The organism is Rhodoferax sp. TH121 (genome assembly GCF_002251855.1).
In the GTDB taxonomy this organism is placed as follows: Bacteria; Pseudomonadota; Gammaproteobacteria; order Burkholderiales; family Burkholderiaceae_C; genus Allorhodoferax.
Window position 1 is genome coordinate 454,794 of the sequence record NZ_NOXW01000020.1, and the last position, 19,824, is coordinate 474,617.

Genomic DNA, 19,824 nt, shown 5'->3' on the forward strand with positions numbered 1-19,824 from the left:
TGCTTCGTTGGTGGTGGTTCAGGCCGCCACAGCGGCGAGCTGCTGCTGCAGGTTGACAACCTCGTCTATGTGCTCTTGAAGCGCTCGGCAGATGGGTGCAAAGTCCTCTTCGTGGTACAGCTTTGAGGCGCGCATGGTGGTGGCTTCAAACCCGAGCCCCGCCAAAAATGCGCTGGTGACGTTGAAGCCCAGGCGGCTGGAGATTTCACCCAGCGTCAGCGTAGGCGGCGTGTCAGCCTTGGGCGCCATCGCTTGGCGCACCGTGGCGGGCATCATCACGCGGACTACATCGGAGTGGGTGACGGTGGGGACGGCAGGCACTACGGTCTGGTGCGATGGCGGTGCGGTTGCCAGCGTCAGTTCGGGCTGTGGTGCTGGCTTTGCTGCTTGCTCGGCGGCCAGCTTGTCGGCTTCTTCCTTGCGGATGCTCTCGCGCAGTTCCTCGGCCTTGCGGTCAGCCTCGGCCACGCGCAGGGCGATCACGGCGGCCAGGTCGTCCGGGGCCTTGAGTACCAGCGCGGCAGCGTCTGGAAAAGTCACCTTGTCGCCCACGGCTACCAGCTTTTGCATGTTGGCCTGGATGCGGTCGGCCGTGGCGTTGGCTTCGATCTTGGCGCGCGCCAGCTCTGTGGCTACCTTGTCCTTCATGCTGTCCAGGCTTTTCAGACCTTTGATCACGCCTTGGAAGTCGGCGGTGATGGTGGGCATAAAGGGCTGGCCCAGACGCTCATTCAGCTTGCGCACATGCGTCACCAGCTCGGCCACGGCATCACCCACGATGGCCGTTCGGCGGTTCTCCTTCTCGGCCTTGACCAGTTTTTCAACCAGTAGGCGGTTGGTGCGCGCTGTGTCGCGGTACAGCGCCACGGTCTTGCGCATGGTGTCGATGCTGTCAGTCTGTGCCAGCGCACCGGCTTCGGCTGCGTCCAGCGCTTCCTCGGCGGTCTTGAGTGTTTTCACCGTGGCTTCAAGGTCCGCAAAGTCCTGATCAGTTTCGGGCTTCTTGTTGATGCGCTCCACGTAGGCGGTGAGCGCAGCGCCGAACTTGTCCAGGTTGTCCACCAATGCGATGGAGCCATTCACGGTGATGCTGACGGCGGGCAGGCCCATCTGGGGCGCAGCGACGGGGGGCACGATGACCTCGGGCGCTTGGTAGGCGGAGAGGTCTTGAGCGAACTGCTCCCACCCGGCCACGATCTTGGCTCGCAGCTTGGGGTCAGATGCGTACCAGCACTTGCGCTGCTCCAGCAGGTTGTTGCCGTCCCACTTGGTGGCCATGAACAAGATGCGCTCGGCGCCAGACACCATGAGCTGCTGCTCCATCTGCACTTGGTACTGCAGGGGCAAGTCCCAGCCGTTGCCCTCGTCACGCATGGCGGCGCGCAGCTCGTCGTTCAGGGTCTTGTGTTCAAAACCCGTGTCTTCGGCCATGGTCAGGCCGTCAAAGCTGGCGCTGTACTTGCCTTCGGAGCCAACCACCGGGTACAGGTCTTCACCGATGATCTTCTCAGCCAGCGGGCGGGCCAGGGCTTCGATGCGGTGGCCCTCGTTGAAGCGCTGCTGTGTGGAGTAGTCCACTTCTACGACTTGGCCGGTAGCCAGCTCATGCAGCAACTGTGAGCGGGTTTTGTATGGACTGCATCCCAGCATTGCGGGCGCATCGCTGGCGTTGAAGTGGTTTGCACGGTAAGCAAGCCACTCGGGGCTGCCTTGAATCAGGTCATGCGTTTTCATACGTCTTTATCTCCAGTGAGTGGGGTTGTGGTGGCAGTGGCCTTGATGATTGCGGTTTGCTCTTCGGTCAGAACGCCGATCGTGGCGATGGTGGCCAGAACTTCGGGGATGGTCTTTTTGCCGGACTCGATCACCTTGCGCCAGATCACCAAGTTTTTTGCAAAGTCCTCGTCGCTGTAAGTTGGCAGCGCTGGCTTTGTCTTGGCGGCTGCGCCTTCGGCATCCCCGCCATGGCGCGTCAGGTGGTCGCGCAGCGCTTCGTCCATGTCTTCAAGGTCTTGGCCAAACATGTCGCCGCAGGCCGTGACGTTGATGGTCATGGCGATCTTGGCGCGCTTGTTCGCCATCTTCAGGATGGTGTTGGCCAGGTCAGCGGGCTCAGTGCGCACCTGCTTGGTGGTGTACTTGCCCTTCTTGATGCGGCGCAGGTTCTCCGGTGTCGCATTGAACTCATCGTCAAAGGCCTTGCGCCACTTGTACTTTTCCTCGCCGCTGGAGGACTCGCCCATGCCGGTGCCCAGTACGATGCCGGTGGCCTGGTGAGTTCCGATGCAGGTCACGCGGTAGCGCACGACATCGGCTGTGGACAGGTCTTCGACCTGGTAGGAGTCGGCCACGCGGAAGGCCATACACAGCACCTCGGCGCCCTGCTTGTAGAGGGTTGGCTTGTCGGTGCCGGGGATGATGCCGTAGTGCACCTCGGGCTTCATCACTGCGCGCATGACTTCTTGCACCATCGCCACGTGGCTGATGATGTCGGCCACGGCCATGCGGCCTTGGGATTGGGCAGCAAGCGCGCCGCCCGTGTGTTTCATTTCTAATACTGCGTTCATAAGTTGCCTCGTTCGGTTAAAAGAAAGGAGTCATAGGAAGGGCGGAAACAAGGGCCTGGGCAGCGGTGCTGATCCAGTCTTGAGCCGCTGCAAAGGCCGCGCTGTTGGCAACCAAGCCAACCAGCCACGCAACACCAAAGCAAAAAGCCACAGTGAGGCAGATAAGTACCGACCAGACGCAGAAGTGATCGAAGGCGTCCAGCGGCAGCATGGGCTGGTCTTCTTCAATTTGCTTATCTGTAGGTTCATCTGCTTGCGGTGGAGTGGAGGCCACGGCAATCGGAATGACAGGGGTGGCGCGCACCGGGCAGTGGGCGGTCTGGTCACAGATGCCGTATTCGCAGTTGCAGCTCACAGAACACCTCCCGCCAGCGTCACAGCGCCGGACTGTTTTGGCCCCTTGCGCTGAGCACAAGTCACCGTTGTTTCATCAATCCAGCGCGCCTCTGCGTTGCCGCAGATTTCATTGGCAGCACGCTCCTTGCGGGCCAGTTCAGCGGCTGCAAGTTGGGCGTCGATCAGCGCTTGGCTTTCGGCCCATTCGTTGCGGTGGTTCATGGACTCAGCAAGGGGCGCAGCACCAAGGACTACAGCAAGCAGAAGGGCAGCGGCCCAGCCTGCAGGGCTATTGATGCCTTGGCGGAAGGTGCGGGCGATTTGGCTGGGGTAGTTCATTGGGAAACCTTTTGCTTAACCGCGGCTATGACGGCATCGCACTGGGCGACGTCAAACCAGCCGATATGGCACTCGTTCACATTGGCTATACCCAATGCACCGGCCAGCCACGCATAGGCGGCGCTGCGCGTCATCGCGCCCCGTTGCCACAGCTTGTTAAATTCGTCTTTGGCAGCGCTGCGGGCCTTACGAATGGGTTCCGTAGCCAATGTGCCAAGCGGTATGCCGGTGAAGGGGTGGAGACCAACGTAGGCCCTGCAGCCGGAGCACAGAACAGCCCACGGCCATTCGCCGTATTCGCGGCCATAAATCTCGGAGTTGTTCACGATGCCGCAGCACTCGCCGCAATGCGGGCACTCTGTCGGCACGGGTAGTGGGTTGGTAACCCGTGCAATTGCTTTGCGTGATGGGTTCCAGGGTGTCTTTATTTCGCTCACATCACACCCCGCAGCGATTCAGGCAGCGCCAACTCCAGCCGCACAGCACGATCCCAGCTCTGCTGCAGCTTTGGGTCTACTGCTGGGGGTGTGTAGGGGGTGGTGATGATCTTGTGCACCACCGATTGCGGGGGCGCGAAGGGAAGCATTGCCGCGGCAAGCGCCGGGTGAAGTTGGGCGTTCATGCTGCAATCCCCTTCTGTCTAGCGTTCATGACGTTTTCCACGTAAGCAATCTCCCAAGGCTCCAGCCTGCTGCGCTCAGCCAGCAGAAATCCGAAAGTGATGCCGTCCGTATAGCTATGGCTGTGTGGGTCTGTGCGGATCCACGTCAGCAGCATTTGTGCATTGAGGTGCATGGGTTGCTCCTGTTTAGGCGTGAAAAAGCCGCTGTGATGCGGCTGGGAAATTGGTGACCGTCTTTCCGGCCTGTCAGATGGCACACCATCAAGCTGTTTTAGGTCGCATGGGACCCTAGCTGTTTCGTCAGTACCGCCTTAAAACGCTCAGTTGTTTGACCGTGTTCTGAGTCACGCCTGCTTTGCTCTGCGTTCCGATGGCCCATTGCTGGGGGTAGGTTTGAGTCACACAAAAAGCAAGTGAAAAAGCCCCACTCAGAAAGCACACTCGATGCACTTTCTGAGTGCCCCTGTTGCCAAGGGCTCGGCCGATCTATTCCCTATTCGGGTCCCGGCTCTATCGCAGCGAATTCGTGGCTCCGTTCCTCGGCTCAGCCCATCGCTGTTTGATGCATTTCTGTTCTTGGCTGGCATCGCCTCAACCGCTGCTCACGTCGCGGTATCCGTCAAGCTCCTGCAATCGGGTCACGCTTGCCTGTGCCTCTTTGCTATCCACTTGAACTCGCTGTTTTAAGGAACCCTGCCTGCTGAGATCAGCGTTTTGTTTGGCATGTGCGAAATATAGCATTACTAAATCCATAGCGCAAGCAATGCTAAATAAAAATTAAGCAAATTAGGGTAAATACTTGGATGCAGGCGTAAAAAGCCCTCGCTGGGAGGGCTGGGCCGATGCCGGAATTCCGGCATTGGAAGGGTGCTCACATTGTGAGTACCCCCAATGGGTGGTGATGCCGGAAATTCTGATATCACTCACAAGCAAGCGGGGGCATACCCAAGGCGATATGCGAATTCGCATATCGGGGATGAACGTCGACCATAACGAATGGTGAGAGTCGAAACAGTAGGCTGTCCACTTCTTGGACCTCCTTCAAGCAGGCGTAAAAAAAACCGCCTCGCGGGCGGTTTGGTGGGGTGGGGGAGGATTGGGCTTGCTAATGTGCAAGCTGCATGAGCCTGGATGCGGGCATGGCCCGAACAACCGACCCAAGAATGCCTATTTCATTCATTGCCTTCTCCGCATCCAAGCGGTCATCCACAATGATGAGTGGCGAGAGGTGATCAGAAAACGGGCCATTCTGAACGTCTCCAGCTTTACGCATTGCCGATCCTGTTGACCTCGCATCGGGAGCAATGATGTCGATAAGATCGTTGCCGTGCCTCAAGTCAAACATATGCTCTGAGCTTGATGCGCCGCGGACCTTAGGGTGTCTTTTGAATTCTGCAGTCGGATTGCGAGCAATCACATAGGGCTCAATTTCTGCAACTATGTCTGCGGGCTGTGCTTCAATGCGCAGCTGATCCCCCGCCCAGCTCGACAATGCCAGCAATCCAGTAACGGCCAATGCAAAACCATTTGCAGCATGCGCCGATCCAGCCAGGATAAAGGCTTCGCCTTTGGGCCCAAGTTGCATTTTGTTGCGGCTCAGAAGATCACGCAGAGAATTGAGCCGTGCAGCCTGCCATACGTCCAGCCCAAGACCGCCAAAGTGGAAGAGGGTGTCGGCGTTGTCGCTCACCTTGATGTGACTCTCACCAGCTTGAGTGATGTAGATGTTGATTGCCGCGCCATCGGGCATGCTGAACGGAGTGCCAATCTCCAGACATGGCAATCCATCCAGGCCCGTTAGGGTCTGGCAATCGTATCTGGTCAGTGACTTTGCCCAGTCACAGTTCAACATGATTTGGATCCTTGATTTCGAATGGCGTAATGCTTGTGCGCAGGAAAAACCAGCTCAATGCACCAGACCAATTGTCGCATTTAACCTCTTCCGCAGTAACCGGTAAAGGCTCATCCTCCCAATGGTGCTCATGGGGACCATAAATGGTTGTTAGTCCGTTGTGTGTGCGTTTTGATCTTGGGGCCACCTCAAGTTGATACGCGCGCACCCGCTTCTTGTTGCGAAGTTGGAAGATGCTAAACAAGTACAGGCAGCGCTCCACATCCGCAGGCGCCTTAACCTCAATCTGCATGGTCACGCCGGGGAGTGTGATGCCAGACGAATCAATAAGTTCGGCTACTCCGTAAAGATGGCCAACATGATTTGGTCTGGGTGACAGGCCAGACCAACGGATCGCACTTTTATTGATGTTTAGCAAATTCTGATCTCGCTATCAAATTGGCTGACTCACTTCCGACACTCCCGCGCCTCGCGCCTCGTCTTGGCCTTGTGGTCTTCCACAGTCAGCCATTGCATGTTCTCCGGCTCGTCCAGTCCAAGGCACTTGAGCGGGTCGATATGGTCAACCTGCCAGCCAGGGCATGGGAATTTGTGCAGGCCAGTTGATGGGCAGGCCTGCACCTTAATGAATGCCCGGAGAGCCGCCTTGCTTCTGACGTACTCGGCGTGGGCTGGGGCGCACAGGAAAATGGCCAGCAGTAGTAGCCTGGTCAAGAACTTAGTTCTTTGCGGTGTTTGACCGCGGCCGGCGAGTTGTATGGGATCAAGTTTGCGCCATCGCACGATGGACAGATATTGCGCTTGCTTGAGAGGCGCCATATTGAGTAGATCAGACCTGGGACAATGAAGCAGATCCACAGGACGACCTCAATCCAAATAGAACCCTTGGCTCTGATTGTTGGTTGCGAATCCACGCCACAGTCCATGCAGTGAAATTGTTCATCGCTGGATTTTGATTTGAGCATTAGCCAAGCCAACCAGCCAAAGAAAGCCAGCAACAAGACGATTCCGAAATCCATTTTCACTCCCTAGGTTGGTTAACACTACGACCTATTTCTATTGAGCGGTTACACCAATACGAACAGACATTCCCTGATCCAGGCTGACCCTGTACGTTTTGGATTCATTTACCCTGACGACTGCCTGTGACTCTGCATCGCCTCCGCCGCAAAGTCCAGAGGTCGCCGCGCCAAGGATGTATTCCCCTGCGGGGACATAGATAACAAAAACCTCGCCTGGATCAAGCTCGGCAAGCGGCTTGGCATCTAGAAATATTCGGGTAGTACAGGCTGCACCGGCAAGACCAATATCTCGTTTTATCGTCATCTTTCCAGTTGACGGGCGCTCTACTAGGAGGTTTTGCATAAACACGACTTTTGCCGCTTTGGCCTTGTCTGTGCTAATTGCCGTAGTCGCGCAAGCCGTCAGTGCGACAGTGGCTGCTATGGCTGCAAGCTTGTAAATCCTCATTGTTTTCCCTTGGTTAAATCCGCTCAGTCTGCCGGTAGACCACTTCCCCGACGATCTGCGTGGAGTCGTCACAAGCCTTGCGAGGGTGGCGGCGCTGGTCGGCGTTGTCACTTGTCAGCCACCACTGGCCGGAATCGCGCACCAGGCGCTTGACCACCACCTCACCCTCATAGATGCAGACGAAGGCTATCCCGTCCTTCGGCTCGGTCTGTAGGCTATTGATCACGATTAGGTCGCCTGCGTACAGGCTCGGCACCATGCTTTCACCAGCAACCCGCAGTGCCATCATCTTCTCTGGCCGGTAGCCGTGGAGGGTGTACCAATCCTTGCGGAACACAATGGGCGGCCCATCGTCGTTCATGTAGTCAACTGCGTACCCAGTTACGCCTGCCTGTGCTTTCAAAGACACCCTCCTGATGGCAGGGTAGTCTGGATTGTCAGAAAGCTCGATTGGCCTTTTTGGCTCTTCATGATCGCCCGTCCCTGAAATTAGATCTTCTACGGACACATCCAACCTGTTGGCGACGAGCAGCAGCTTGTCCTTGGAAATCCGTCCGGTTGCAAACCAACCAGACACAGCCCCAGGGGTGACGCCACAGAAAGCCGCCATTTCTTTGCCAGACACGCGCTTGGCGGTCATGAGCTTTTTTATGTGCGTTCCGATATGCATTGCTAAATTTTGCGCTTTAGTGCTATAGCAATGCTTGCCTTGTAGATTTAGTAATGCTATATTCAAAGCATGAACCTAAAAGAGTACACGGACAAGCACACGCAGATAGCGCTTGCCAAGTCCATTGAAGCTGCACCCAGCTTTGTAAATCAATGGGTGAAGGGTGATCGGCCTGTGCCAGCCATGTATTGCGTTGCCATCGAGCGCGTTACTGGCGGACAAGTCACCCGCCAAGAGCTGCGCCCCGACGACTTCTGGCTTATCTGGCCAGACCTTCCCGCCCCCGCAACCGCTGGAGCCTGACCCATGGACGGCCAGATCACTCCCCGCGCGCCCATCGTCGCCGCTGCCCAAGCCGCTGCGCACAACGGCCAGAACGTCGATGTCACCAACCCACACCCACCCCTTACAGCGGCGCACGCCCTGTGGCAGTTGAGCTACGAGCTGGCTTTGGGTGAGGTGGTCTGAGTTCATGGCTTCTATTTTTTTCACCACCCCTGATAAGGAGTGATACCAAGTGAAATCCGCAGTTATCAACCAACCCTCGAATCAGCTCACTTTGAGCTTTGAGCCGGGTCTTTCTGAGCGCCACCTGAGTCTGCGTGACTGCGTGGCCAGCGGCATCTATCAGCGTGGTCTGGGCCGTGTTGCCATCGACCTAAACAAAGCCCCCGGCAATCTGAGCGTTGAACTGTCCGAAGACCCCACCCGCAATTTCAGCGTGGACAGTTTGGAGATCTACATCACGAAGTCGGGCGACACGACCCCCATTCACTACCTGATCGACAAGTTCCTGCACGACAAGAGCAACAAGCAATCCGAGGCCATGGCCCAGCTTGCCCCGATCTTGGCTCAATTGGCGCCCCTGATGCGTCAGGCGGGGTTGGCATGAACCCCACCAGCCCATTCAACTGGCAGAACCAACCCTCTCAGATCAACCTAGGCCGCATCAAGTCCGAGCAGCAGGTTACCAAAGACGCCAACCGCGTCAACCCCTACAGCGTCACAGCCCGCAATTTGGGGCCGTTGAAGTCATCCACCGCACCACGTTGAGGAACCAGCCATGCAAAGCATTGAACACACTCGCGCGCGCCGCAGCGACCCCGCCACCAGCCAAGCAGCAGCCCGCAACGCTGACAAGTTCGCCAGCAGCCACGCCGGCCGCATCCTGGCGGCTTTGAAGGCTCACGGGCCTCTGAGCGCCGCACAGATGCACCCATTCACCGGCCTGACAACCGTGCAGGCAGATCGCCGCCGCAAAGAAATGATTGGCGCTGGCTTGGTGCGCATCAAGACCATGAACGATGGGCACCCGGTGACGCATGAGGGTTGCGAAGTCTGGGAGGCCGTGTAGTGGCAACTGACGCACGCTTGGCAACAGGATTGCCGGCGCACCCAAAGACCAAGAAGCTGATCAAGCGGCTAGGTCAGGCATCGGCATGGAATCTGGTCTGCCTGATCCTCTGGGCCGCTGATAACCGCTCTGATGGCGATCTTTCCGGCATGTCGGCCGAGGACATAGAGCTGTCAGCCGACTGGACTGGCGACGAAGGGCAGTTTGTAGCCGCCTTGGTGGCTGTGCGCTTTCTGGACGGCCAGGAAGGCGAGTACATGCTGCACGACTGGGCTGAGCACAACCCATGGGCTGCTGGCGCCGAATCGCGCAGTGCTAAGGCTCGCTGGAATGCTGCTAAACGTCACCACGGCATTGCTGAGGCTGATCGCCTAGTACCCGAGTACGCTGCTATCAGGTCTGCTACTAGCAATGCTACTAGCACGGAGCCAGCACAAACAGAGCAGCCGAGTAGCAATGCTCCGTCTCCGTCTCCGTCTCCGTCTCCGTCTCCGTCTCCAAAGACAAAGGCTCCCGCCTTCGTCGTCCCCGACTGGATCAACTCCGCTCACTGGTCGACATGGCACTCATGCCCCAAGCGCAAGAAAGCCTCGAACGAGCAAAAGCAGATGGCCGTGGACAAGCTGGACGCATGGCGACTGGCTGGACTGGACTACGCCGGGGCGCTGGAAAACGCCGCGATGGGCGGGTATCAGGGGCTTTTCCTGCCAGGCCAAAGCGCAGCCGCAAAGCCTGCCAAGCAGCCACAGCAAAAGACCTTCCAGCAGATCAACCGTGAAGAGGGCTGGGCGCGCTGGGAAGAGCAGACCAACCGCGTCCACCCTGACCGCATCAAGGCCCAGCAAGCCGAATTCCGCGAAACGATGGGCCAAGTGATCGACACAACCCCTAAACCTCTGGAGATTGCGCAATGAACGTGATTGAGTTGGCAAGGTTTTCTTTGGGTCCAAAGAACTACGAAAGCCTGATCAAGCAGGTGCGCAATGCCGCGCTTGAAGACGCTGCAAAGGTCTGCGATGAACTTGCGGAGCTGAACAGAAAAGCAATGACGGATTCCATGTGGCAGCAAGAAGAATGCGCCGCAGCTATCCGAACACGCAAGGAGGCCGCATGAACTCAGCCGCAGCCGTAGACCACGTTTTTCAGGTCATGGGCGCCACCTACGGGGCCGCATGGGATCGTTCCCTCGGTCAGGCACCCATCAGCGATGTGAAGACCATGTGGGGCGATGCCCTTGCCGACTTCATGCACAACGATGACGCCAAGCGCGCGATTGTCTGGGCGCTGAAAAACCTGCCCGACACCGTACCCAACTCGCGCCAGTTCCGCAGCCTGTGCCGACAAGCGCCCGCCAAGGTGGTGCCAATGCTGGCCGCCCCAGTGGTGAACCCAGAGATTGCTGCAAAGGTGCTGGGTGGCTTGAAGGCGACAGCGCTGCCCAAGGTCGATCACAAAGCCTGGGCACACCGAATCATTGCCCGGGCGAAGTCTGGGGCAAAAGTGAGCCCGACTGTGCTGCAGATGGCCGGGAACGCTCTGGGGGCCGCATGAGCAAAGCGCGCAAAGGATCTGGAGCTCCTTCGTTCTGCTGGGTTTGCACAAAGCAACTGCAGCGCGCACCGGGCAAGGGGTTGGGATTGTTCTATTTCGAGCTGGTCCGCGACCCTGCCGGCATTGATCACCGCGTGCATCAATCCATCTGCCTTGCTGAGGCTGTGAGCGATGGAAACAAGCACATCAAGGAGGCCGCGTAATGCATGGACCACTTCACCAACCAACTCACGCACCTGGCCGAACTAGCCAAGCTGCCCGCATGGAAAGCACACGCCTGCTGGAGGGCTCTGGAGCTGGAGTCCGACAGTTCCGGTCTATGGGCTGGGATCGTTGCGGAGCTGCAAAAACAGGTTCCTGGCCTGGAAAAGACCATGGCGTCCGTTGCCCAGGAATTGACGAAACGCCGCTGAGCGAGTCTGAGGTGCGGCAGCTGCTGCGGGAGGGCTTCCATGGTTGAGGTAATCCTGCCATGGCCCCCCAAAGGCCTGAGCCCCAACGCCCGCCTGCACTGGATGGCGAAGTCCAAGCAAGCCAAGTCCTACCGCATGGCCTGCTTTGTGCTGTGCATCGAGGCCAAGCTGAACCAGATGGCCCTGCCTGAGTCTGGCGCCGTCACGCTGGACATCGAATTCATCCCGCCAGACCGCCGCGCGCGCGACCTCGACAACATGCTGTCCAGCGTCAAGAACGGGCTGGATGGAATTGCCGACGCCTTGGGCGTGAATGACCGCCGCTTTGTTTTCCGCCTGTCCAGAGCGGACCAGGTGGGCGGGATGGTGAAGGTGCGGATTACTGCGGGGCCTGGCCAATGATCTGCGCATCCTGCCACCGCCGCCTAGCCAAGCCCGCCGCTTTCTCCATGGGGAAGCCAGTAGGCCCAACCTGTGCGAAGCGCATGGGCCTGATCGAACCAAAGCGCCGCGGCGTGGACTCGCACGCTGTGCCCGTGCTGCCGGGGCAGATGCGGCTGGAGTTGGAGGTTGTGCTGTGACCCGCGTCATCGTGTGCAGTTTCAGCTCCGGGCTGGACGACATGAAGCGCAAAGACCAGCGGGACGTGGTGAAGGTACTGCGCATCCTCGCGCAGTGCGGGCGTTTCAGCGTGTTTGAGGCAACGGCCAACCAGACCATCGCCACCATGATGGACAAGATTCTGCACAAGGGGTGCACGCTGGTTGCGGCCGATGGAACCAAGCGCAACTATGGGCTATTGCTCAAGACCACGGGCGGCGCATTCCCATGGACTGAGATTGAGCTGACCGCGGGCGGCAAGCAGCTGCTGGAGGACAACCCAGCATGACCGACATCACCCTCGTACGCCAGAACCCCACAGAGATTTCGGAGGACAAGCGTGCCGCCGCGCGGGAAGTCATGTTCGGCATCGTGGACGGCCTGGGCGACCGCGGCAAAAAGCAGTGGCGCCGGTTCATCAATGGGCTGATGCAGCTGGAGCCCGGCGAAATGGTCTCCATCAAAACCCACAAGGCCCGAAGCGGCCCCTTCCACCGCCGCCACATGGCCATCGAAACAGCGGTATTCGAGGCCCAAGAGAAGTTCGAGAGCTTCGAGCAGTTCCGCAACTGGATGAAGGTCGGCAGCGGCTTCTGTGACTGGATCGCAGGGCCGCGCGGTGCGGTTATCCCGGTGCCGAAGTCCATCGCCTTCGACAAGCTGGAAGACGACGAAATGCGCCAGGTGCACGACGAAATGGTGAGTTTCCTGCGCTCTGAGCATGCCGGCAAAGCGCTCTGGCGGCACCTGGGCCCCACCGAGCGCACAGAAATGATCGAGTCAGTCCTAAAGCAATTCAACGAATGAAAGCCACACCATGACCCAAGACGACAACCCCCAAGCCCCAGCATTCAACGACCCCCGCAACATCACCGTGGGCAACGCCCGCGTGATATGGGCCAGAGCCTGCGGCCGGCACCCCGAGGGCTATGTGCTGCCCGGTGGCACCAGGACGACCAACCGCTTCACGGCCCAGCATGCCGCGCACTTGATGCACCGGATGATGCTGGTGGGGCGGTATTGAAATGTTGAGGCGTAAACCGATGCGCCGCACTGGCTGGGCTCGCAAGTCGGGCACCACCCCTGCGCGTGCTCTGGTTTTGGAGCCAAATTCGGCCCACCACGGCGCTGAATGTGCGCAGGCAGCTATCAAAAAGATAGTGAGAAGTACGGCCGTAATGGCAAAAATCGGCGGTTTGGGCACCACTCCCTGCCCGAAGGCACCCAAGCCCCTGCGGAGCCGCGCCTACCGTGCGGCCGTCGCCAGCTTGGAGTGCTACCACTGCCGCCTGCACGGCCACAGCCAGGCCGCACACCCCAACACCGGCAAGACCAAGGGCGTGAAGGCCTGCGACAGCCTGTGCTTCCCAATGTGCTGCGTAAGCGGAAACGACCACCACCGGCAATTCGACCAGTACGAGCTGGTGCCGCGCGCTGACATGCAGGCCTATGAAGAAGCCGCCCACCGCTGGACGGTAGCCACGCTGCTGGCGCGCGGGATGTGGCCCAAGGGCATGGAAGTACCGGCTCTGGATAGGCTCAATTCCTCTCTCCCTAGCATGGCATGCATGTAATGCATGAATTGAAAAAAGGCCGCGATTTGTACGCCACAGCATCACCGCAGTACGCCCCTGAGCAGTTCGATCTGTTCCCCTGGCTACCTGTGCCCGCTGTGCGGAAAAAGACGCGGTGCGCCCGTAAGCGCCGCATGGGTGGCGGGTGCAGCCTGGGCTTTGTCCAGCTTGAGATTGACCTGCGCGACCCGGACGAAATCCCGGAAGAGGGCGATTACCCGGTGCGGGTCATGGTGTCGGCCTTGGAAGCGCCCGCGCTCAAGGTGTGCGGTGTGTCCAGCATCTTTGCGCTGGCCAGCAACCCGGCCATCTTCAAGCAGAAAGCATTCGCAACGCGGGAGCAGCAGGTGCACCGCAAGGTGACATGGGACCGCGGGGTATTGCGCCACTCGACCATCCTCCCGCAGGAGACCGAGGAATGGGCAGAGCGGGAACGAGCCCGCCGCGCAAGGCAGAAGCCACCCAAGCCGGTGGCATCGTTCAAGACCAAGAGCGACAAGTTCAAGAAGTTGATAGGTGTAGGCGAGGGGTAGCTGAGTCCCGGTCATCTTTGAGAGTGGCGAAGGGCACCACGGGGAAATGGTGCCAAGTTCCAGGTAAGCGCACCCACCACTCAGCGCGAAACGGTAGGCCCTGCGCAGCGATGCGTGAAATTCCGGAAGGGCGCTTAGTTTGTTCAACAACCGAAGGGATTGGAATGGGGCGACCATCGAAGCTGACCGATGCGCAGTGGGCAGAGGTAGAGCGTAGATTGCTACATGGGGAGACTGCCCGCGCACTAGGCCGGGAATTCGGTGTGACCGAGGGGGCTATCCGGCAAAGGTTTGGCGTAACTACGCGCGTATCTACGCAATCTACGCAAGTGCAAGAAACCGCCCGCAAGATAGCCGAAGCCAACACCGCCCTGGCTGCTTTGCCTCCCACCCAGCGCCCCGCCGCCATATCGCTGGCTGAGAAGCTGCAGAGCATCAGCGAGAGCCTGGCCTCTGCCGCCGCCCTGGGGGCCGCCACATCCCACCGGCTATCCGCTCTGGCCAATGTCGAGGTGAGCAAGATTGACGATGCCAAGGTGCTGAGCGCCGAAAGCATGGAGGCCATGCGCGGGGTTGCTGCCCTGACCAAGCTGGCGAACGAAAGCAGCAACATCGCCATCAACCTGCTGAGCGCCAACAAAGACCGGATGAAAGAGGCGGAGGAACAGGCGGGTAAGAAGTCTGTCCCGGCTGGCCTAGGCCACTTCTATGGCGAGCCAGCTTAAAACCACCCTCAACCCCTGCCTGCGCGACTTCTGGAAGGCCCCGGCCCGAAACCGGGTGCTTTACGGTGGGCGGGCATCGTCCAAGAGCTGGGACGCGGCTGGCTTCGCCACCTTCCTAGCCGACAACTACAAGCTGCGCATTCTGTGCGTACGGCAGTTTCAGAACCGAATCAGTGAATCGGTGTATGCCCTGCTGAAAATCCAGATTGAGCGGTTCGGGCTGGGCCATAGGTTCGACATCCAGCGGGACAAAATCTACAACACCGGAACGGACACCGAGTTCATGTTCTATGGGCTCTGGCGCTCGATTGATGAAATCAAGTCGCTGGAGTCCGTGGATGTGCTCTGGATCGAGGAAGCCCACAACCTGACAGAAGAGCAGTGGAAGGTGCTGGAGCCCACAATCCGAAAGGATCATTCTCAGGTGTGGATCATCTTCAATCCGAAGCTGGCCACAGACTTTGCATACAAGCGGTTCGTTCTGAACCCGCCGCCCGACACCATAGTGCGCAGGATCAACTACGACGAAAACCCTTTCTTGAGCGGCACCATGCTCAAGATCATTGAAGCCGCCAAGAAAGAAGACCCGGACGAGTTCGCCCACATATACGGCGGCGAGCCCATGCAGGATGACGATGGGGTCATCATCAAGCGCTCATGGCTTTTGGCTGCTATTGACGCCCACAAGGCCCTGGGATTCACGGCAGAGGGGCGCAAGCGCACCGGCTTCGACATTGCCGACAGCGGGCAGGACAAGTGCGCTACCGTGTACGCCCACGGCTCGGTGGCTCTGGGTGCCGACATGTGGAAAGCGGCAGAGGATGAATTGCTCAAGTCGTGCACGCGGGTCTACCACGCCGCCCGCGCGGTGGGATCGGATATCACCTACGACTCTATTGGCGTGGGCGCCAGCGCCGGGGCCAAGTTCGGAGAGATCAACCAGGCCCTGACAGGCTCGCTACCTGTTCGATATGCCAAGTTCAACGCCGGGGCGTCGGTGTGGCGGCCGGAATCCATCTACAAGCCAGACGCCCAGGGCAAGGGCACCAAGAACAAGGACATGTTCAGCAACATCAAGGCGCAAGCATGGTGGCTGCTGGCTGACCGTTTCCGCAATACCTACAACGCCGTGCGTAATGGCGAGAAATACCCGGTACAAGACATGATCAGCTTGTCCAGCGATCTGCCACACCTGAATCAGCTCATTGATGAACTGAGCACGCCAAAACGCGACTATGACGCCAATGGTCGGGTGAAGGTGGAGAGCAAGAAAGACCTGGCCAAGCGTGAAGTCGCATCGCCAAACCTTGCGGACGCGATTGTGATGGCCTACGCCCCAGAGGGCGGGGAAGCGGCTGGCATCTTCGCCTAGCCGCTCCCTAGCATGGACACATGAACATCGTAGTCAACACCTCCGACATTTCCCGCGCGCGCGAAGAACTCGCCGGATGGGCTGGCGCTCTGGATGCCAAGCGGCCCACCGCCTGGAACCAGTACGGATACCCCGTGGAGGTCACATTCCAGCAGTTGCTAACGGCCTACGAGCGCGGAGGCCCAGCACAGGGGGCAGTGCACCGCATCTTGGACAAGTGCTGGCAGGACTTACCTCGCATCAAGCAGCCCGACGCGGACAAGCCCACGCCCTGGGAAACCAAGCTATCCAAGCTGCTGAAATCGGTGCGCGCATGGGCCAAGCTGCGCGACTTTGACCGCCGCAACATGGTGGGCCGGTATGCTGGACTGATCTACCGGGTAGCCGACGACAAGACATTGAGCGAGCAGATGGACAAGGCCAGCAAGCTGGTTGACCTGATCCCGGTGTTTGAGGATCAGCTCAAGGTCACGAAGTGGCACAGCGACCCCAACGACCCGGACAACTTCGGCAAGCCTGCCATGTTCCAGTACCGGACACGCCTGCAGAGCGCAACCGACACCCAGGCCCAGCCCGACAAGTGGGAGGACGTTCACCCAAGCCGCGTGCAGATCCTGGCCGAGGGTAGCGTTGGCAACATGTTTGAGGGCGTGCCGCTGCTGAAAGCAGGTTTCAATTCGCTGGTGGACATCGAGAAGATCAGCGGGGGCAGTGCCGAGAGCTACCTCAAGAACAGCGCCCGGACCATCGTTTTCAAGTACGACGCCAATGCCAGCGTGCAGGCCCTCACCACGACCCCAGACGGCCAAACAAAGACCGTGCGCGAGGTGCACGAAGAGCAAACCCGCTCCCTGAACCGAAACCAGGACAGCTCCATTGTTTTGCAGGGCGGCGAGGCAGACGTTTTGAAGACCGCCACCAGCGACCCCGGCCCAGCGTTTGAGGTGGCGGCCAACCTTTTTGCGGCTTCGGTGCGCATTCCGTTCACCATCCTTTTTGGACAGCAGACCGGGCGGCTGGCAAGCGACGAGGACAAAGCGGACATGATCGCCCGCTGCGTGAGTCGCCAAGAAAACGAACTCACGCCCATGCTGGAAGAGTTTGTGACGCGCATGCAGGCGGCCGGGATCATTGAGCCGGGTGAGTTTGAAATCGAATGGCCTCCACTGGACGCCCCGGGCGACGATGCCAAATACGGATTGCTGGACAAGCTGACCGCCGCCATGCAGAAGGCGTTTCAGTCTGGGCTGTCGGAGCCACTGTTCGACGCCAATGAGCTGCGCGGGGTGGCTGGGTTTGAGACTAGGGTTGACGATGGCATGCCAACCGAAGGCGACCCGGCCAAGGGTCAAGACACAAACGGCCCTCCCTAGCATTAGTTGTGCGGATAGGGATGCACCCCGAAAAGCCTTAAGCAAGCCTGCCGCCTTCGTTGTGCTGTGCAAGGGGCTTGCCTTGAAAACTGAACTCACCGCAGAACGTCTGCGCGAACTACTCCACTACGACCCAGAGACCGGGGTGTTTACCTGGGCGAAGGCTCGCAAGGGTCAGAAGGCTCCCGCTGGCAGCGTCGCGGGCTATCTTGAAAAAGATGGTCATTGGGGTATCTGCGTAGTGGGGCGGCACTATCGCGCGCACCGCCTCGCATGGCTGTATGTTCATGGGAGCTGGCCGGCCAACGAGATCGACCACCGTAACGGCATCAAAACAGACAACCGAATCACGAACCTCCGCGATGCCACGCGCACCGTCAACGCCGAGAACCTGAGGCAGGCGAAGAGCAATAACTCCTGTGGCTTGCTCGGCGTCTACCTCCATAAGTCCAGCGGGCTATGGCACGCACGGATTAAGGTCGGCGGCAAAGTCACATCGCTCAAGTACCACGGCACCAAAGAAGCGGCGCATGAGGTGTACATCAGGGCTAAGCGTGAGCTGCACGAAGGATGCACCATCTGATGGTCAAACAGTCGTCATCAAACCCAATAATCCCCGGTAACGTCAAGGATAGAACTGGTACAGCCGGGATTCTTCGCAGGGCCAACGCCGAGATTAAAAAGCGGTATGCAGGGCTATCGCGTGAAGTTCTCGAAATCTTCGACCGCATACCTGTATTTGCGCTGAATGATGCGGCTGATCGCGTCCTGTATGGGATGACTCCCGAGCAAATGGCGGTCTTGTCCGCAGAGCTGCAGGCGGCAGTCGAGCGATGGATAGCATCGGGCCGCGACCCTGCATATTCATTTTGGTGGAATCAGTATGCGAGTGAAGCAAGCCACCTGGGTACGGCCCAAAGCGTGGCGAACCTGACCAACCTGTCGGCCACCTATGCCGCGGCGCGCTCCATTGAAACGGTGATTTACAGCCAGCCCTACCAGACCCGGCTGGGCATGGCTCAGATCAAGTCCTACGAGCATTGGACGGGCTTGGCCGCAAGCCAAAAGGCAGAGCTGGCCCAGATCATCGGGCGGGCCGTGGTGGACGGAAAGAACCCCAAGGCGGTGCGCACTGAAATCATGGAGCGGCTGGAGGTGAGTCGCAGCAAGGCGGCGCAATATGCCCAGACCGACATCACAGACACGTTGCGGCAAGCGCGCTGGGCCGAATCGGAGTACACCAGCGAGACGCTGGGCATCAAGATCGGGATGCTGTGGACTTCGGCGCTGCTGCCGACGACAAGGGCCTGGCACGCCTCCAAGAATGGGAAGGTGCTGACTACCGAAGAGGTGAGGGCGTTCTATTCGGTGAACGGGAACCGCTACAACTGCTATCTACCCGGCACTCGCGTGGCTGGTCGATTCGTTGCTGGCGCCAAATCTCGATACAAGGGGCCTGCCGTGCGTCTGGTGACTGCTAGTGGTCGCGAGTTGGCCGTTACCGCGAACCATCCCGTGATGACCAGTCGGGGATTGGTTGCGGCTGCAGAAGTCAGCAAAGGCGACAATCTGATTGCATACCTCGGCCAACAGGAAGACCCGACGGGGGTGGTTAACCTGAATGGTGAGTTGGTTAGCTCCAGAATCGAGGATGTGTTCAGTGCGCTTGTGGATTCTGGACATCAGCGGCTTGCCAGGGTGTGCGGAGTAGATTTCCACGGCGACGCGGCTTTCATGCAGCCAGACATCGAGGTTGTAGACGCCGAACGGGTGCTGCCCGTCGCAATGAATCCCGCGCTGGCGCAGCTCCTCGATGACCTCTCTTTCGTACATCCCGACTCGTCTGCTGCGGCTCGCAGAGCGCTTGAGCCTCTCTCCAATCGACACATCGCGGTTTCGAGCGGCGGCGTTCGCGGCTGCAACGTTTCTACGCCTCTCATCGGGGGAGATGTGGATGGACTTGGTGCGCTGGGCCTCACTCATATTTCTGGTGGACAACCCGGCGTCATGGATGGCGCGGGTGATGGCTTCGCGAGTAATTCCAAGACGTTTGCTCATAGAGAGAATGGATTCTCCCGCCATGTGAGCGGCGTGAAATTCAGCGGCGCGCAAGGCATGACGGGACCGAGCCCATTCATTCCAGCGGAACCCGGCCTTGTGGAAGGCCTCCATCAGAGTTCGATCACTGATGCCGAGGCTGTGCGCAATGTCCTTGAAGCATTCACCGGCCTTGCTTCTTTCGATGAGGTTGTTGATGTTGTCCGGAGTGAGTATGACGGGCATGTATTCGACCTGCAGGAGTTGAGTGGACTCATGCTAGGGAGCGGAATAGTTGCGTCAAACTGTCACTGCTCCCAGACCGAGGCTCTGCTAGACGCCGATGGCAAGCCCATCCTCACCAAGAAATTGCAATCCACTCTGAGCAATGAGCTGTCAGCGTGGAAGAAGAATTACGCTAAGTAGGCTTTTTCTT

Annotated in this window: 33 protein-coding genes; 21 read left to right on the plus strand and 12 right to left on the minus strand. The window is 59.0% G+C overall.

Going from position 1 to position 19,824, the window contains the following annotated elements; all coding sequences use genetic code 11:
- Window positions 1-18: 18 nt before the first annotated feature.
- The 12 genes from CHU94_RS08100 to CHU94_RS08145 all read right to left on the minus strand — a co-directional run bounded on the left by CHU94_RS08100 (window position 19) and on the right by CHU94_RS08145 (window position 7,826).
- The gene (locus CHU94_RS08100) at window positions 19-1,734 is read right to left on the minus strand and encodes a YqaJ viral recombinase family protein (protein WP_094478553.1); all 1,716 of its coding nucleotides are present in this window, start codon (window positions 1,732-1,734) and stop codon (window positions 19-21) included.
- On the minus strand, window positions 1,731-2,567 hold the full coding sequence (locus tag CHU94_RS08105) for a hypothetical protein (RefSeq protein ID WP_141211416.1): 837 nt from the start codon (window positions 2,565-2,567) through the stop codon (window positions 1,731-1,733). Before CHU94_RS08105 ends, CHU94_RS08100 begins: the two co-directional genes overlap by 4 nt.
- A gap of 16 nt (window positions 2,568-2,583) precedes the next feature.
- A complete protein-coding gene (locus CHU94_RS08110; RefSeq protein WP_094478557.1) occupies window positions 2,584-2,922 on the minus strand; it encodes a hypothetical protein in 339 nt (112 codons plus the stop codon).
- Window positions 2,919-3,242: a hypothetical protein gene (locus CHU94_RS08115; protein WP_094478559.1), complete on the minus strand. Its 324-nt coding sequence runs from the start codon at window positions 3,240-3,242 to the stop codon at window positions 2,919-2,921. Before CHU94_RS08115 ends, CHU94_RS08110 begins: the two co-directional genes overlap by 4 nt.
- The gene (locus tag CHU94_RS08120) at window positions 3,239-3,679 is read right to left on the minus strand and encodes a zinc-finger-containing protein (RefSeq protein ID WP_369597392.1); all 441 of its coding nucleotides are present in this window, start codon (window positions 3,677-3,679) and stop codon (window positions 3,239-3,241) included. The genes CHU94_RS08115 and CHU94_RS08120 overlap by 4 nt, the downstream gene beginning before the upstream one ends.
- A complete protein-coding gene (locus CHU94_RS19040; protein ID WP_141211418.1) occupies window positions 3,676-3,864 on the minus strand; it encodes a hypothetical protein in 189 nt (62 codons plus the stop codon). The genes CHU94_RS08120 and CHU94_RS19040 overlap by 4 nt, the downstream gene beginning before the upstream one ends.
- A complete protein-coding gene (locus CHU94_RS19215) occupies window positions 3,861-4,037 on the minus strand; it encodes a hypothetical protein (RefSeq protein ID WP_176451959.1) in 177 nt (58 codons plus the stop codon). Before CHU94_RS19215 ends, CHU94_RS19040 begins: the two co-directional genes overlap by 4 nt.
- A gap of 932 nt (window positions 4,038-4,969) precedes the next feature.
- Window positions 4,970-5,716 (minus strand): DUF1828 domain-containing protein, encoded by a 747-nt coding sequence (locus CHU94_RS08125; protein WP_094478563.1) that lies wholly within the window; start codon window positions 5,714-5,716, stop codon window positions 4,970-4,972.
- A complete protein-coding gene (locus tag CHU94_RS08130; protein ID WP_141211419.1) occupies window positions 5,703-6,014 on the minus strand; it encodes a hypothetical protein in 312 nt (103 codons plus the stop codon). Before CHU94_RS08130 ends, CHU94_RS08125 begins: the two co-directional genes overlap by 14 nt.
- A 412-nt stretch (window positions 6,015-6,426) precedes the next feature.
- Complete coding sequence (locus CHU94_RS19220) at window positions 6,427-6,735, minus strand: YqaE/Pmp3 family membrane protein (protein ID WP_176451960.1); 309 nt, start codon at window positions 6,733-6,735, stop codon at window positions 6,427-6,429.
- 37 nt (window positions 6,736-6,772) lie between these two features.
- Entirely contained in the window at window positions 6,773-7,186 is a 414-nt protein-coding gene (locus CHU94_RS08140) for a hypothetical protein (protein WP_094478567.1), read from the minus strand.
- A gap of 13 nt (window positions 7,187-7,199) precedes the next feature.
- The gene (locus tag CHU94_RS08145; protein ID WP_176451961.1) at window positions 7,200-7,826 is read right to left on the minus strand and encodes an XRE family transcriptional regulator; all 627 of its coding nucleotides are present in this window, start codon (window positions 7,824-7,826) and stop codon (window positions 7,200-7,202) included.
- A 99-nt stretch (window positions 7,827-7,925) separates the two neighbouring features.
- Between CHU94_RS08145 and CHU94_RS08150 the strand changes: the two genes are divergently transcribed.
- From CHU94_RS08150 to CHU94_RS08245, 21 genes are all read left to right on the plus strand, one after another.
- Complete coding sequence (locus CHU94_RS08150) at window positions 7,926-8,159, plus strand: YdaS family helix-turn-helix protein (protein WP_094478571.1); 234 nt, start codon at window positions 7,926-7,928, stop codon at window positions 8,157-8,159.
- 3 nt (window positions 8,160-8,162) lie between these two features.
- Complete coding sequence (locus tag CHU94_RS19225) at window positions 8,163-8,324, plus strand: hypothetical protein (protein ID WP_176451962.1); 162 nt, start codon at window positions 8,163-8,165, stop codon at window positions 8,322-8,324.
- A 49-nt stretch (window positions 8,325-8,373) separates the two neighbouring features.
- Window positions 8,374-8,748 (plus strand): hypothetical protein, encoded by a 375-nt coding sequence (locus CHU94_RS08155; RefSeq protein WP_094478573.1) that lies wholly within the window; start codon window positions 8,374-8,376, stop codon window positions 8,746-8,748.
- On the plus strand, window positions 8,745-8,909 hold the full coding sequence (locus CHU94_RS19230; RefSeq protein WP_176451963.1) for a hypothetical protein: 165 nt from the start codon (window positions 8,745-8,747) through the stop codon (window positions 8,907-8,909). Before CHU94_RS08155 ends, CHU94_RS19230 begins: the two co-directional genes overlap by 4 nt.
- A 10-nt stretch (window positions 8,910-8,919) precedes the next feature.
- Window positions 8,920-9,210, plus strand: a complete 291-nt coding sequence (locus CHU94_RS08160; RefSeq protein ID WP_094478575.1) for a hypothetical protein — start codon at window positions 8,920-8,922, stop codon at window positions 9,208-9,210.
- The gene (locus CHU94_RS08165; protein ID WP_141211420.1) at window positions 9,210-10,124 is read left to right on the plus strand and encodes a hypothetical protein; all 915 of its coding nucleotides are present in this window, start codon (window positions 9,210-9,212) and stop codon (window positions 10,122-10,124) included. Before CHU94_RS08160 ends, CHU94_RS08165 begins: the two co-directional genes overlap by 1 nt.
- Window positions 10,121-10,324 carry a hypothetical protein gene (locus CHU94_RS08170; protein ID WP_094478579.1) on the plus strand — a complete coding sequence of 68 codons (204 nt, stop codon included), beginning with the start codon at window positions 10,121-10,123 and terminating at the stop codon, window positions 10,322-10,324. Before CHU94_RS08165 ends, CHU94_RS08170 begins: the two co-directional genes overlap by 4 nt.
- Window positions 10,321-10,761: a hypothetical protein gene (locus tag CHU94_RS08175; RefSeq protein WP_141211421.1), complete on the plus strand. Its 441-nt coding sequence runs from the start codon at window positions 10,321-10,323 to the stop codon at window positions 10,759-10,761. Before CHU94_RS08170 ends, CHU94_RS08175 begins: the two co-directional genes overlap by 4 nt.
- Complete coding sequence (locus tag CHU94_RS08180; protein WP_094478583.1) at window positions 10,758-10,964, plus strand: hypothetical protein; 207 nt, start codon at window positions 10,758-10,760, stop codon at window positions 10,962-10,964. Before CHU94_RS08175 ends, CHU94_RS08180 begins: the two co-directional genes overlap by 4 nt.
- A 3-nt stretch (window positions 10,965-10,967) precedes the next feature.
- Window positions 10,968-11,174, plus strand: coding sequence for a hypothetical protein (locus tag CHU94_RS08185; RefSeq protein WP_094478585.1), 207 nt, complete (start codon window positions 10,968-10,970; stop codon window positions 11,172-11,174).
- A gap of 39 nt (window positions 11,175-11,213) precedes the next feature.
- A complete protein-coding gene (locus CHU94_RS08190; RefSeq protein WP_094478587.1) occupies window positions 11,214-11,576 on the plus strand; it encodes an endodeoxyribonuclease RusA in 363 nt (120 codons plus the stop codon).
- Between the two features lie 175 nt (window positions 11,577-11,751).
- Complete coding sequence (locus tag CHU94_RS08200; RefSeq protein ID WP_094478591.1) at window positions 11,752-12,063, plus strand: hypothetical protein; 312 nt, start codon at window positions 11,752-11,754, stop codon at window positions 12,061-12,063.
- Window positions 12,060-12,581, plus strand: a complete 522-nt coding sequence (locus CHU94_RS08205) for a DUF1367 family protein (RefSeq protein WP_094478593.1) — start codon at window positions 12,060-12,062, stop codon at window positions 12,579-12,581. The genes CHU94_RS08200 and CHU94_RS08205 overlap by 4 nt, the downstream gene beginning before the upstream one ends.
- Window positions 12,582-12,591: 10 nt before the next feature.
- Window positions 12,592-12,798: a hypothetical protein gene (locus CHU94_RS08210; RefSeq protein ID WP_094478595.1), complete on the plus strand. Its 207-nt coding sequence runs from the start codon at window positions 12,592-12,594 to the stop codon at window positions 12,796-12,798.
- Between the two features lie 154 nt (window positions 12,799-12,952).
- The gene (locus tag CHU94_RS08215) at window positions 12,953-13,348 is read left to right on the plus strand and encodes a hypothetical protein (protein ID WP_141211422.1); all 396 of its coding nucleotides are present in this window, start codon (window positions 12,953-12,955) and stop codon (window positions 13,346-13,348) included.
- On the plus strand, window positions 13,348-13,881 hold the full coding sequence (locus CHU94_RS08220; RefSeq protein WP_094478599.1) for a hypothetical protein: 534 nt from the start codon (window positions 13,348-13,350) through the stop codon (window positions 13,879-13,881). Before CHU94_RS08215 ends, CHU94_RS08220 begins: the two co-directional genes overlap by 1 nt.
- A gap of 329 nt (window positions 13,882-14,210) precedes the next feature.
- A complete protein-coding gene (locus tag CHU94_RS08225) occupies window positions 14,211-14,606 on the plus strand; it encodes a hypothetical protein (RefSeq protein ID WP_094478602.1) in 396 nt (131 codons plus the stop codon).
- Window positions 14,590-15,978: a PBSX family phage terminase large subunit gene (locus CHU94_RS08230; protein ID WP_094478604.1), complete on the plus strand. Its 1,389-nt coding sequence runs from the start codon at window positions 14,590-14,592 to the stop codon at window positions 15,976-15,978. Before CHU94_RS08225 ends, CHU94_RS08230 begins: the two co-directional genes overlap by 17 nt.
- A gap of 20 nt (window positions 15,979-15,998) precedes the next feature.
- Window positions 15,999-17,351 carry a phage portal protein gene (locus tag CHU94_RS08235; protein ID WP_094478606.1) on the plus strand — a complete coding sequence of 451 codons (1,353 nt, stop codon included), beginning with the start codon at window positions 15,999-16,001 and terminating at the stop codon, window positions 17,349-17,351.
- A gap of 82 nt (window positions 17,352-17,433) precedes the next feature.
- Window positions 17,434-17,934 carry an HNH endonuclease signature motif containing protein gene (locus tag CHU94_RS08240; protein ID WP_217901293.1) on the plus strand — a complete coding sequence of 167 codons (501 nt, stop codon included), beginning with the start codon at window positions 17,434-17,436 and terminating at the stop codon, window positions 17,932-17,934.
- Window positions 17,934-19,814 (plus strand): phage minor head protein, encoded by a 1,881-nt coding sequence (locus CHU94_RS08245; protein ID WP_217901294.1) that lies wholly within the window; start codon window positions 17,934-17,936, stop codon window positions 19,812-19,814. Before CHU94_RS08240 ends, CHU94_RS08245 begins: the two co-directional genes overlap by 1 nt.
- Window positions 19,815-19,824 lie beyond the last annotated feature (10 nt).